At 71.3% G+C, this 12,138-nt stretch carries 12 protein-coding genes and 2 riboswitches; of the genes, 5 read left to right on the top strand and 7 right to left on the bottom strand.

The window, feature by feature from the left end; translation table 11 throughout:
• The 7 genes from DQW85_RS00050 to DQW85_RS00080 all read right to left on the bottom strand — a co-directional run.
• Positions 1–325 (bottom strand): serine dehydratase beta chain (locus tag DQW85_RS00050; RefSeq protein ID WP_275888148.1); only part of this gene is annotated, 325 nt, incomplete at its 3' end.
• A gap of 51 nt (positions 326–376) precedes the next feature.
• Positions 377–766 (bottom strand): glycine cleavage system protein GcvH, encoded by a 390-nt coding sequence (gene gcvH / locus DQW85_RS00055; RefSeq protein WP_113698444.1) that lies wholly within the window; start codon positions 764–766, stop codon positions 377–379.
• Positions 763–1,848: a glycine cleavage system aminomethyltransferase GcvT gene (gcvT, locus tag DQW85_RS00060; protein WP_113698445.1), complete on the bottom strand. Its 1,086-nt coding sequence runs from the start codon at positions 1,846–1,848 to the stop codon at positions 763–765. The genes gcvH and gcvT overlap by 4 nt, the downstream gene beginning before the upstream one ends.
• Positions 1,849–1,882: 34 nt before the next feature.
• Positions 1,883–1,978: riboswitch (glycine riboswitch) on the bottom strand.
• Positions 1,979–2,076, bottom strand: a riboswitch (glycine riboswitch).
• A 77-nt stretch (positions 2,077–2,153) separates the two neighbouring features.
• On the bottom strand, positions 2,154–2,846 hold the full coding sequence (locus tag DQW85_RS00065; RefSeq protein ID WP_205314747.1) for a gamma-glutamyl-gamma-aminobutyrate hydrolase family protein: 693 nt from the start codon (positions 2,844–2,846) through the stop codon (positions 2,154–2,156).
• A gap of 13 nt (positions 2,847–2,859) precedes the next feature.
• Positions 2,860–3,624 (bottom strand): 3-oxoacyl-ACP reductase, encoded by a 765-nt coding sequence (locus tag DQW85_RS00070; RefSeq protein ID WP_113698447.1) that lies wholly within the window; start codon positions 3,622–3,624, stop codon positions 2,860–2,862.
• 5 nt (positions 3,625–3,629) lie between these two features.
• Positions 3,630–4,973 carry an aldehyde dehydrogenase family protein gene (locus tag DQW85_RS00075; protein ID WP_113698448.1) on the bottom strand — a complete coding sequence of 448 codons (1,344 nt, stop codon included), beginning with the start codon at positions 4,971–4,973 and terminating at the stop codon, positions 3,630–3,632.
• Positions 4,974–4,982: 9 nt separating this feature from the next.
• The gene (locus DQW85_RS00080) at positions 4,983–6,326 is read right to left on the bottom strand and encodes a glutamine synthetase family protein (protein ID WP_113698454.1); all 1,344 of its coding nucleotides are present in this window, start codon (positions 6,324–6,326) and stop codon (positions 4,983–4,985) included.
• Positions 6,327–6,570: 244 nt separating this feature from the next.
• Here DQW85_RS00080 and eat point away from each other — a divergent pair, with 244 nt between their 5' ends.
• From eat to DQW85_RS00105, 5 genes are all read left to right on the top strand, one after another.
• Complete coding sequence (eat, locus tag DQW85_RS00085; protein WP_240196820.1) at positions 6,571–8,016, top strand: ethanolamine permease; 1,446 nt, start codon at positions 6,571–6,573, stop codon at positions 8,014–8,016.
• 149 nt (positions 8,017–8,165) lie between these two features.
• Positions 8,166–8,879 (top strand): FadR/GntR family transcriptional regulator, encoded by a 714-nt coding sequence (locus DQW85_RS00090; protein WP_113698450.1) that lies wholly within the window; start codon positions 8,166–8,168, stop codon positions 8,877–8,879.
• 96 nt (positions 8,880–8,975) lie between these two features.
• A complete protein-coding gene (locus DQW85_RS00095; protein WP_113698451.1) occupies positions 8,976–10,349 on the top strand; it encodes a pyridoxal phosphate-dependent decarboxylase family protein in 1,374 nt (457 codons plus the stop codon).
• Between the two features lie 37 nt (positions 10,350–10,386).
• Positions 10,387–11,142, top strand: coding sequence for a hypothetical protein (locus DQW85_RS00100; protein ID WP_113698452.1), 756 nt, complete (start codon positions 10,387–10,389; stop codon positions 11,140–11,142).
• Positions 11,143–11,145: 3 nt separating this feature from the next.
• The gene (locus tag DQW85_RS00105; RefSeq protein ID WP_113698453.1) at positions 11,146–11,838 is read left to right on the top strand and encodes a hypothetical protein; all 693 of its coding nucleotides are present in this window, start codon (positions 11,146–11,148) and stop codon (positions 11,836–11,838) included.
• Positions 11,839–12,138: the final 300 nt, after the last annotated feature.

Here is a 12,138-nt window from a genome sequence, read left to right on the forward strand (position 1 = left end):
TGACGAAGGGGATGGGGTGGCTGCCGAACAGGGTCAGGGTGCCGTCGGCGCGCATCCGGGCCAGGCGGGGTTCGATGTCCTCGACGTCGACGGTTTCGGGTTTGTCGCCGGACAGGCCGAGCAGGACGGCCTTGTCGCTGCCGTGGCCCTTGCCGGTCAGGCCGAGCGAGCCGTACAGGATGGCCTGGACGCGGGCGGTGCGTTGGAGCAGGCCGTCGTCGCGCAGGCCGCGGGCGAAGCGGTGCGCGGCGGCCATCGGCCCGCCGGTGTGGGAGCTGGACGGGCCGATGCCGACCTTGAACAGATCGAAGACGCTGATCGCCATTGATGTGCGCCCTTCAGCAGGGCCGGGGCCCGGCGGGCCCCGGCGGTTGGGTCAGGAGTCGCCCGAGGTGAGCGCGGTGTACTCTTCGGCCGACAGCAGGTCCTCCGGGTCGCCCTCGACGCGCACGCGGAACATCCAGCCCTCACCGTAGGGGTCGTTGTTGACCAGCGACGGGTCGTCCACGACGGCCTGGTTGACCTCCACGACCTCGCCGCCGACCGGCGCGTAGATCTCGCTCACCGACTTGGTCGACTCCACCTCGCCGACGGAGTCACCGGCTTCGACGGTCGAGCCCGCCTCGGGAAGCTGCACGTAGACCACGTCGCCGAGGGCCTCCGCGGCGAACGCGGTGATGCCCACCGTGGCGGTGATGCCGTCGTCGAGGCCGGCCACCCACTCGTGTTCCTTGGTGTAGCTCAGCTCGTCAGGGATGTCGCTCACTTGTTCCTCCTGTAGAAGGGCAGCTCTACAAGGTCCATTGGTTCATGGCTGCCCCGGATGTCCACGGCCAGACCTTCATCGGCGCCGCTGTCCACGTAGGCCATGGCGATGGGCCTGCCCAGGGTCTGGGACGGGGCTCCGCTGGTGACCTCGCCGACGACGGCGCCGTCCTTGGTGACCGGGTACCCGTGGCGGGGGACCCGGCGGCCCCGCGCGACCAGGCCGACGAGCCGGCGCCGCGGCGGCGTGTCCTTGACCGCCTCCAGCGCCGACCTGCCGACGAAGTCGCCGGGCTTGTCGAATTTCACCACCCTGCCGAGCCCAGCGTCGAACGGGGTCAGGTGGCTGCCGAGCTCGTTGCCGTACAGCGGCATGCCCGCCTCCAGGCGGAGGGTGTCACGGCTGGACAGCCCCGCCGGGAGCAGCCCGTACGGCTCGCCGGCCTTGGTCAGGGCGTGCCAGAGCGGCACCGCGTCCTGGCCCGCCACGAACAGCTCGAAGCCGTCCTCACCGGTGTAGCCGGTGCGCGCGATCAGCGCCCGCCGCCCGTCGACCAGGCCGGGCGTGCCCGCGTAGTACTTGAGGGCGGGCAGGTCGGCGTCGGTGAGGCTGGCGAGGATCTCCTGGGCGCGCGGCCCCTGCACGGCGATGAGCGCGTACTGCTCGGACCGGTCGTCCACGACCGCGTCGTACGCACGGGCGCGGTCCGTCAGCTCGCTCGCCACCTTCTCGTAGTTGGAGGCGTTGGCCACGACCATGAACTCCTCGTCACCGAGCCGGTAGACGATGAGGTCGTCGAGCACTCCGCCGCGCTCATCGACGATCATGGTATATCGGGCGCGGCCCCGCGTCAGCGCCGACAGGTGCCCCACCAGCGCGTAGTCCAGCGCCTCGGCCGCCTGCGGCCCGGTCACGAAGATCTCGCCCATGTGGGAGAGGTCGAACAACCCGGCGGCCTGCCGGACGGCGTTGTGCTCGGCGGACTCGCTGCCGTAACGCAACGGCATCAGCCAGCCGGCGAAGTCGGTGAGCGTGGCGCCGAGGCTCTCGTGGACGTCTCGCAGCGGTGTGGGTCGTGACATGAATCGCACCTCTGGGCAGGGTCGGATGCCAGCATCCTCCCCCTCTGTCATGGATGCCTGAGAGCTTCGCCCGGGTTTTGCCGGACTTTCACCTTCGGCGAGGCCCGCAAGCCTGCTTTCCAGAGGTCACCTAAGCCGTGCGGTCCTTTGCCTTGAGAGGTTCGCGGGGAGGGCTTGCTCCTTCAGGGGCTCTGGATGGCTGCCAGGGCGCTCTCCCGCACGGTGTCGCCGGTGATGCGGACAAGCCTAGTGCCGTGAGGGGGGTGTTGTCGCGCACGGTCCAGGCGGGGCCGGCGCGGGGGGTGTCAGCAGGCGGCGACCAGCGCCTCGAACAGCGCGCAGTCCGTGGCCGCCTCCGGATGCCACTGGACGCCCATGGCGAAGAAGCCGGAGTCCAGCTCCGCCGCCTCGACGGCGCCGTCCTCCGCCACGGCCGTCACGGTGAGGCCGGGGGCGAGCCGGTCGATGCCCTGGTGGTGGTAGTGGGGCACCTCGACCACCTGTTCGGTGCCCAGCGCCTCGGCCACCCGCGACCCGGGCGCGGCGCGCACTCCGAGATGGCCGAACCGGCCCGGGGCCGGAGCGTGCTCGGTGTGCCCGACCAGGTCGGGCAGGTGCTGGTGCAGGGTGCCGCCGAGCGTCACGTTCAGCACCTGGAGCCCTCGGCAGATGCCCAGAAAGGGCAGCTCCGCCTCCAGCGCGGCCGACAGCAGGTCGGACTCGGCCGTGTCGCGGAACGTCCTGACGTAGCCGGTGCGCTCGTGCCGCTCCTCGCCGTACCGGCCTGGGTCGATGTCGCCCCCGCCGGCCAGGATGAGCCCGTCCAGGCGCCCCACCACCCCGGCCGGCTCGCCGGCGGGCGGCAGGAGCACGGGCTGGCCGCCCGCCCGCTCCACCTGCTCCACGTACGTGTACGGCAGGAGCGCGACGGTCGCGTCCCACACGGTGAACCGGGCGGGCTCGACGTAGGTGGTGATGCCGATGACGGGACGTTTCACGTTCGCTCCAGAGCTAGACAGGCGTCACGTACGCGCCGGAGATGCCCCCGTCCACCAGGAACTCCGAGCCCGTGATGAACGACGAGTCGTCGCTGGCCAGGAACGCCACGGCGGCGGCGATCTCCGTGGCCTCCGCGAAGCGGCCCATCGGCGCGTGGACCAGGCGGCGCTGCGCCCGCTCCGGGTCCTTGGCGAACAGCTCCCGCAGCAGCGGCGTGTTGACCGGCCCGGGGCACAGGGCGTTGACCCTGATCCCCTCGCGGGCGAACTGGACGCCCAGCTCGCGCGACATGGCCAGCACGCCGCCCTTGGACGCGGTGTAGGAGATCTGCGAGGTCGCCGACCCCATCACGGCCACGAACGACGCCGTGTTGATGATCGAGCCCTTGCCCTGCCGCCGCATGTACGGGATGGCGTGCTTGCAGCACAGGTAGACGCTCGTCAGGTTCACCTCCTGGACCCGGCGCCACGCCTCGATGCCGGTGTCGAGGATCGAGTCGTCGTCGGGCGGCGAGATGCCGGCGTTGTTGAACGCGATGTCCACGCTGCCGTAGGCGTCGAACGCCAGCCGATACATCCGCGCGACGTCGGTCTCGCTGGTCACGTCGGCCTTGACGTAGAGGCCGCCGACCTCGGCCGCGGCCTTGGCGCCCGCCTCGTCGTCGACGTCCGCGCACACCACGTGGGCGCCCTCCTCGGCGAACCGGCGGGCCGTGGCCAGGCCGATGCCGCTCCCCGCGCCGGTGATGACGGCGACGCGGTCCTGCAAACGCTGCATGCTTCTCACTCCGCTGAGATGAAGACGTTCTTGGTCTCGGTGAAGGACGCGAGGGCGTCGGGGCCGAGCTCCCGGCCGAGGCCCGACTCCTTGAAGCCGCCGAACGGCGTCCAGTAGCGCACCGACGAGTGCGAGTTGACCGACAGGGCGCCGGCCTCGACCGCCCGGGCGACCCGCAGCGCCCGGCCGACGTCGCGGGTCCAGATGGAGCCGCTCAGGCCGTAGCGGGTGTCGTTGGCGATCCGCACGGCCTCCGCCTCGTCCGCGAACGGCACCACGGACACGACGGGACCGAAGATCTCCTCGGTGAACGCGCGGTCGGTGACCTTGGAGGTCAGCACCGTCGGCGGGAACCAGTAGCCCTTGCCGGACGGGCAGGCGCCCTGCAGGTAGGGGGCGTCGTCGACGAAGCTCCGCACCCGTTCGAGGTGCTCGGCGCTGACCAGCGGGCCCATCTCGGTGGCCTCGTCGAGCGGGTCGCCGACCTTGACGTCGAGCACGGCCCGCGAGAGCCGTTCGAGGAACTCGTCGTAGACCTCGGCCTGGACGAGCAGCCGGGACCGGGCGCAGCAGTCCTGCCCGGAGTTGTCGAAGACGGCGTAGGGGGCGGTCCGCGCCGCCTTCTCCAGGTCCGAGTCGGCGAAGACGATGTTCGCGGACTTGCCGCCGAGCTCCAGCGTGATCCGCTTGACCCGCGCCGCGGCCTTGGCCGCGATCAGCTTGCCCACCTCGGTCGAACCGGTGAACACGATCTTGGCCACGTCCGGATGCTCGACCAGCCGGGCGCCCGCGACCTCCCCTGCCCCAGTGAGAACCTGGAGCACCCCCTCGGGGAGGCCCGCCGCCAGGGCCAGCTCGGCCAGCCTCAGCGCGGTCAGCGGAGTCCACTCGGCGGGCTTGACGATGACCGTGTTGCCCGCGGCGAGCGCCGGGGCGACGCCCCAGCTCGTGATCAGCATCGGGAAGTTCCACGGCACGATGACGCCCACGACGCCCAGGGGTTCCTGGAAGGTGATGTCCACGCCGCCGGGCACCGGGATCTGCTTGCCGTGGTTGCGCTCGGGCGCCCCCGCGTAGAAGTGGAGCACGTCGCGCACGCTGCCCGCCTCCCAGCGGGCGTTGCCGATCGGGTGACCGGCGTTGGCGGTCTCGAGCCGGGCGAGCTCCTCGCCGTGCTCGTCCACCAGGTCCGCGAACCTGCGCAGCAGCCGCGCCCGGTCGCCGGGCGACACCTCGCGCCAGGCCGGGAAGGCCTGCCTGGCACGTTCCACCGCCCGGTCGGCCTCGGCGGCGTCGGCCGGCTCCACTTCGGCGAGGACCCCTTCCGTCGCCGGATTAATGATCTTCATGCTCTTCCGTCACATTCGCTCGAAGCCACGGAACATCTCCCAGTCCGTCACCGCCGCGTCGAACGCGGCCAGCTCCACCCGGGCGTTGTTCGCATAGTGGTCCACCACGTCCTCACCGAACGTGTCGCGCGCCAGCTTCGACCGCTCGAACAGCTCCAGCGCGTCGCGCAGCGTGTGCGGCACGGTCTCGGCGTCCGACGCGTAGGCGTTGCCCTCGTACGGCCCCTCCAGCGCGAGCTCCTCGTCGATGCCGTGCAGCCCGGCCGCGACCAGCGCCGACACCGCGAGGTAGGGATTGACGTCGCCGCCCGGCACCCGGTTCTCGATCCGCAGGGAATGGCCGTGGCCCACCAGGCGCAGCGAGCAGGTGCGGTTGTCGACGCCCCACTTGACCGCGGTCGGCGCGAAGCTGCCGGGGATGTAGCGCTTGTAGGAGTTGACGTTGGGCGCGTACATGAGCGTGAGCTCGCGCATGCGGGCGAGCTGCCCGGCGATGAACCGGGCGCCCAGCTCCGACAGGCCGTGCGGTCCCGAACCGGCCATGACCGGCTCGCCGTCCAGGCTCCGCAGCGAGATGTGGATGTGGCAGGAGTTGCCCTCGCGCTGGTTGGGCTTGGCCATGAAGGTGATCGACCTGCCCTCCTGGGCCGCGATCTCCTTGGCGCCGTTCTTGTAGATGACGTGGTTGTCGCAGGTCGTCAGCGCCTCGTCGTAGCGGAAGGCGATCTCGTGCTGGCCCAGGTTGCACTCGCCCTTGGCCGACTCGACGTACAGCCCGGCGCCCTCCATGTCGCGCCGGATCCGGCGCAGGAGGGGCTCGATGCGGGCGGTGCCGAGCAGGGAGTAGTCGACGTTGTAGAGGTTGGCGGGCGTCAGGTCGCGGTAGCCGCGCTTCCAGGCGTCCTCGTAGCTGTCGTCGTAGACCACGAACTCCAGCTCCGTGCCCACGTACGCGGTCAGCCCGCGCTCGGCCAGCCGGGCGAGCTGGCGGCGCAGGATCTGCCGCGGCGAGGCGGTCACGTCGTCGCCGTTCTCCCAGGTCAGGTCGGCCAGCAGCATGGCCGTGCCCTCCTGCCACGGCACCCGGCGCAGGGTGGACAGGTCAGGCTTCATCACGAAGTCGCCGTAGCCGCGCTCCCATGACGACATCGCGTACCCCGCGACGGTGTTCATGTCGACGTCCACGGCGAGCAGGTAGTTGCAGCCCTCGGAGCCGTGGTGGAGCACCTCGTCGAGGAAGTAGCGGGCCGACAGGCGCTTGCCCTGCAGCCTGCCCTGCATGTCGGTGATCGCCAGCAGGACCGTGTCGATCGTGCCGGCCTGGATTTCGGAGCGGAGTTCCTCGACTGACAGGCCCACGGACGCCTCTTCCCTCGAAAAAGTCTGGAATCAGACCATTGGAGGCATGCAAGCACCGTCGGCGGCTGCTGTCAATGGGGCCACACCGCAGGATGCTTTTAACCCGATTGTCACATTTGCGGACTTGACGTGCGGTCGCCGGGGGCGAAGCATCGCCGCCAAAGAGTTATGGTCCGACCGTAGCCCATTGGAATGGTCCAATGGCTGCGGTCGGCCCTTGCCCGGAGGTGGCAACGCGGTGGACAGCAAACGACACGTCCATGGGGTCGACTACGAGAAGGTCTCATCCGACTATCTGGAGAAGCGCAAGCTCCAGCAGGGCGCCGCCGGGTGGGTGCTGCTCGCCGGGCTGGGAGTGGCGTACGTCATCTCCGGCGACTTCGCGGGCTGGAACTTCGGCCTGGAGCAGGGTGGTTGGGGGGGCCTGCTCATCGCCACCGTGCTGATGGCGATCATGTACACCTGCATGGTGCTGGGACTTGCCGAGATGTCGGCGAGCATTCCCGTCACCGGAGCGGGCTACGGCTTCGCCCGGCGCGCCCTCGGGCCGCTCGGCGGGTTCGCCACCGGAGTGGCCATCCTGATCGAGTACGCCGTGGCGCCCGCTGCCATCGCCGTCTTCATCGGCGGCTACGTCGAGGCGCTCGGCCTGTTCGGGCTCACCAGCGGCTGGCCGGTCTACCTGGCCGCATACGTGATCTTCGTCGGCCTGCACCTGTGGGGTGTCGGCGAGGCGCTCAAGGTGATGTTCGTGATCACCGGCATCGCGATGGTGGCGCTGATCGCCTTCACGGTCGGCATGATCCCGAAGTTCGACCCGTCCCGGCTGTTCGACATCGTGCCGACCGACGCGCCCGGGGCCAGCACGTTCCTGCCGTTCGGCGCCTTCGGCGTCTGGGCCGCGATCGTGTACGCCATCTGGTTCTTCCTGGCGATCGAGGGCGTGCCGCTGGCCGCTGAGGAGGCCCGCGACCCCAAGCGCGACATGCCCAAGGGCATCATCGCCGGCATGGTGGTCCTGCTGGTGACGGCGGCGTTCATGCTGCTGCTGGCCCCCGGGGGCGGTGGCTCGAAGGCCATGGCCGGCAGCGACAGCCCGCTGCCCGAGGCGGTCAGGATCGCCTACGGCGGCGACAACTTCCTGGGCGACTTCGTCAACTACGTGGGCCTGGCCGGGCTCATCGCCAGCTTCTTCTCGATCATCTACGCCTACTCGCGGCAGCTCTTCGCCCTGTCCCGCGCCGGGTACCTGCCGCGCTGGATGTCGGTCACGGGCAAGCGGCGCACGCCGTACCTGGCGCTGATCGTCCCCGGCACGGTGGGCTTCCTGCTCGCGGCGGTCACCGAGGCGGGCAACCTGATGATCCAGATCGCGGTCTTCGGCGCGACGATCTCGTACGTGCTGATGATGCTGTCGCACATCGTGCTCCGCAGGCGCGAGCCGGGCATGGAGCGCCCGTACCGCACGCCGGGCGGCGTGGTCACCACCGGCATCGCGCTGGTGCTCGCGCTGGCCGCGGTCGTCGCGGTCTTCCTGGTCGACCTCGTCGCCGCGCTCTGGGTGGCGGGCATCTTCGTGGCCGCGCTGGCGTACTTCTGGTTCTACAGCCGGCACCGCCTGGTCGCGAACGCGCCGGAGGAGGAGTTCGAGGCCATCGAGCGCGCCGAGTCCGAACTGGCGTGACCTGGGCATGCGCCTGATTGGGCTAGGGTCAGGCCATTGGCGGACCGAGGCCGTCGGCGGACCGATGGCCTGACCCCGAGGACGACGTGGACGAGTCAGCGCGGCCTGGCGAGGTGACGAGGGGCGACAGCGCGCGCCCCGGAGCGACCATGGGCGAGTTGACCGTGCTGCGGCCGGTGCGAGCCGGCAACGCCTTCGAGGAGACGGTCGAGCGCCTCCTCCAGGTGATCAAGCTGGGCGTCGTGGCGCCGGGGGAGAAGCTCCCGCCCGAACGCGAGCTCGCCGCACGGCTCGGCATCAGCCGGGTCACCCTGCGCGAGGCCATCCGCGCCCTGCAGGACTCGGGCTTCCTGGACGTGCGGCGGGGCCGCTACGGCGGCGCGTTCGTCATCTACAAGCCGCCCGCGCCGGGCGCCGGGCGGGTGCGCAAGATCGCGGCCGACATGGGCGCGGCCGACCTGGCCGACGCGCTGACCTTCCGGATGGCCGTGGAGTGCGGCGCGGCCGGGGTGCTGGCCGCCGCCGACCTCACGGCCGATCAGCGGGCGCTGCTCCGCGGCCGGCTGGTGGACCTGGACGAGGCCAGGATCGAGGACTACCGGCGCCTCGACACGGCCTTCCACCTGTCCATCGCCGAGCTCACCGGCTCCCCGCTGCTGGCCGCGGCCTGCGCGGACGCCCGCCTGCGCGTCAGCGACCTGCTGAACGCGATCCCGATGCTGCATGTGAACCTCGACCACACCGCCACCCAGCACCGGGCGATCGTCGCGGCCATCCTGGCGGGAGACCCGGACGCCGCCCGCCGCGCGGTCGCCGAACACCTGGCGGGCACGGCCGCGCTCCTGCGCGGGTTCCTGGCATAACTCCTAGACGCCGTACGGCCTCGGACGCCGGTGACGGCTTGCGAGCCGCCGCGCCCTCCTTATAGTTTGGATTCAAACGAGATGGGGAGGCCTGAGATGGACTTGGCGCGCTGGCTGGGCGAGGCGGTCTCCTCGATCGAGCGGTGGAAGAGGGAGTACGGCGCCTTCGACGTGCACCCTTCCCTCCAGGTGAGCGACGAACGGGTGGGTGAGGCGCTCGGCCGCCTCGCCGGGCGGCTGCGCGACAACTACCCCTTCTTCCATCCACGCTACGCCGGGCAGATGCTCAAGCCGCCGCACCCGGCCGCCATCGTCGGCTACGTCGCCGCCATGCAGATCAACCCGAACAACCACGCCCTCGACGGCGGGCCCGCCACCGCGGACATGGAGAAGGAGCTCGTCTCCCGCCTGGCGACCATGTTCGGATACCGGGAGCACCTGGGCCATCTCACCAGCAGCGGCACGATCGCCAACCTGGAGGCGCTCTTCGTCGCCAGGGAGACCCACCCGGGCAAGGCCGTGGCGTTCAGCGCCGCGAGCCACTACACGCACGCCCGGATGTGCGGCCTGCTCGGCATGGAGGGCAGGCCGGTCCCCGCCGACGGCGCCGGGCGGATGGACCTGGACGCGCTGGCCGACCAGCTGAGCACCGGCGAGATCGGCACGGTCGTGGCCACCACCGGCACCACCGGGCTGGGCGCGGTCGACCAGGTGCACGAGATCGTCCCGCTGGCCCGCCGACACGGCGCGCGGGTGCACGTGGACGCGGCCTACGGCGGCTTCTTCACCCTGCTGGCCGCCGAGGGCAGCCCCGAGCCGATCGACCCGCTTCCGTGGCGGGCCGTCGCGGAGGCCGACTCGATCGTGGTGGACCCGCACAAGCACGGCCTCCAGCCGTACGGGTGCGGCGCGGTCCTCTTCCGCGACCCCGCCGCCGGCCGGTTCTACGTGCACGACTCGCCTTACACCTACTTCACCTCCGACGAGCTCCACCTGGGTGAGATCAGCCTGGAGTGCTCGCGCGCCGGAGCCGCCGCAGCGGCGCTCTGGCTCACCTTCGAGCTGCTGCCGCCCACCCCAGAAGGGCTGGGCCGGGTCCTCGCGGCCGGGCGGCGGGCGGCGGTCCGCTGGGCCGAGCTGATCGAATCGTCGCGGGTGCTGGAGCTCTACCAGCGCCCGGAGCTCGACATCGTCGCCTGCTACCCCGCCGAGCCCACCCTGAGCGCCGTGGACGCGGCGGCGCGGCGCGTCATGGAGGAGGGCATGCGCGACCCCGCCGACCCGGTGTTCCTCAGCGTGCTGCGGGTGAGCGCCGACGAGATGGCCCGCCGCGCGCCGCACGTGATCGCCGACGCGGACGGCACGAGGGTGCTGCGCAGCGTGCTCATGAAGCCCGAGGAGGAGACCTACCTCGGCACGCTGCACGCGCGAGTCGAGTCGCTGGCCCGTGAGGCCCTGTCCGCCGCCTGACCACTCGGCGGGGCTCGTACCATCGAGTTCTGAGGTCATGGCGAACTGGTTCGAGCAGAGCATCATCGCGACGGGACGGCTGCCGCTGTTCTGCTACTTCGTCGCGCTCATCGGAGCCTTCATCGCCACCCGCGTCAACGTCCGGCTGATCAGGGCCAAGGTCGGCTGGTTCCGCAACGTCAGCGTGGGCGAGATGCACATCCACCACGTGGTCTTCGGCGTGGTCCTCATGCTCGTCGGCGGCGTCACCGGGTTAATCGTGTCGTCCGCGTCCCAGGCGGGCTACGCCGTCGCGGCCTCCGTCTTCGGGGTCGGCTCGGCGCTGGTGCTCGACGAGTTCGCGCTGATCCTGCACCTGCACGACGTCTACTGGGAGGAGGAGGGGCGCACCTCCGTCGACGCGGTGTTCATCGCGGTCGCCGTCACGGGCCTGCTGCTCATCGGGTTCCGCCCGCTGACCTGGGACTACGGCACCCCGGTCAGCCCGGCCGCGCTGATCGTGGCCAACCTGCTGCTGGCTGTCGTCACGCTGCTCAAGGGCAAGATCTGGACGGGCATGGTCGGGCTGTTCGTGCCGGTGCTGCTGGTCGTCGGCGCGATCCGGCTGGCGCGGCCGGGCTCCCCGTGGGCCCACTGGTTCTTCGCCGGGCGGTCGCCGCGCAAGATGGCCAAGGCCATCCACCGGGAGGAGCGGTGGCGGCGGCCGGTGATCACGGCCAAGATCGCCTTCCAGGAGTTCCTCTCGGGGCGGCACGACCTGCCGTCCACGCGGCGTGGCCGTCGGCATACTTGAGACATGTCGCCGCTGCTCTCCGCCGTGCTTCCCGTCGCCGAGCGCCACGGGCTGGTGCTCGCGGGCGGCCACGCCCTGGCGGCCCACGGGCTCACCGAACGTCCCGGTGAGGGCATCGACTTCGTCACCGACACGCCCCGGGCCCCGGTGGTCCCGGCGGACGTGGCGGAGGCGGCGGCGGGCGTGGTGCGTGACCTGCGGGAGGAGGGCCTGGAAGCGTCGGTCGCCGAGGTCACGCCGCGGGTGGCACGCCTCGCCGTCACGGAGCCGGTGACGGGGGAGTGCCGCGAGGTCGCCCTGCACCGCGAGGCGCTCCAACGGCCGCCGATCACGCGGGACGGGCGGCGGCTGCTCGACCTGGACGACGCGCTCGGCATGGCGATGCGCGCGCTGCACGATCGCGGCCTGGCCGGTGACCTGGCCGCCGTGGCCGCCGCGGCCGGGCTGCGCTCGTTCCGCGACCTCGAATCCCTGGCCAGGCCGTACACCGACGACTTCTCCATGGCCGAGCTGGCCATGCGGCTGGAGTTCGCCGAGCTGATGCCCGACGAGGCGTTCGAGAGGTGCGGCCTGGAGCCGGGGCGGGCAGGCGGCGTCCGCGCGTTCGCCCGCGCGTGGGCGGAGGACATCAAGCAGCGGCGCGCCGAAGACGGCGACGCCGACTACGACGACCCCGACCTGCCCGCCGTCGACTGACAGGCGCCCCCTACCCGTAGTACCGCGGAGCCACGCGAGAAGTGCACTCCCCAGCGTGAGGTGGGCCAGCGGGCGTGATCAATAACTTCGGTACCCGGACCACGACCGGCTCCAGGTACGGAAGGACATTTCGCCCATGGCGTCCCGCCCGCGCAGGCACCGCCCGCGCCGCGCCCTGCTGTCCGCGCTCGTCACCGCATCGGTGGCCGCGCCGCTGTCCGGCGCGGCGAGTTCCGCGGCCGTCCCTGCTCCCGTCCCGGCCGCGCTTCCCCCGATGCCGGCCATGACCCCGCCCGCCCT

Source organism: Nonomuraea lactucae (assembly GCF_003313395.1).
In the GTDB taxonomy this organism is placed as follows: domain Bacteria; phylum Actinomycetota; class Actinomycetes; order Streptosporangiales; family Streptosporangiaceae; genus Nonomuraea; species Nonomuraea lactucae.

What these genes read in the sequence shown, in the direction of transcription:
- DQW85_RS00100 (WP_113698452.1), top strand. Translation starts at nt 10,387, where the DNA reads ATGGCGAACTGGTTCGAGCAGAGCATCATCGCGACGGGACGGCTGCCG.
- DQW85_RS00095 (WP_113698451.1), top strand. Translation starts at nt 8,976, where the DNA reads ATGGACTTGGCGCGCTGGCTGGGCGAGGCGGTCTCCTCGATCGAGCGG.
- gcvT (WP_113698445.1), bottom strand. Translation starts at nt 1,848, where the DNA reads ATGTCACGACCCACACCGCTGCGAGACGTCCACGAGAGCCTCGGCGCC.
- DQW85_RS00090 (WP_113698450.1), top strand. Translation starts at nt 8,166, where the DNA reads ATGGGCGAGTTGACCGTGCTGCGGCCGGTGCGAGCCGGCAACGCCTTC.
- DQW85_RS00105 (WP_113698453.1), top strand. Translation starts at nt 11,146, where the DNA reads ATGTCGCCGCTGCTCTCCGCCGTGCTTCCCGTCGCCGAGCGCCACGGG.
- DQW85_RS00075 (WP_113698448.1), bottom strand. Translation starts at nt 4,973, where the DNA reads ATGAAGATCATTAATCCGGCGACGGAAGGGGTCCTCGCCGAAGTGGAG.
- DQW85_RS00070 (WP_113698447.1), bottom strand. Translation starts at nt 3,624, where the DNA reads ATGCAGCGTTTGCAGGACCGCGTCGCCGTCATCACCGGCGCGGGGAGC.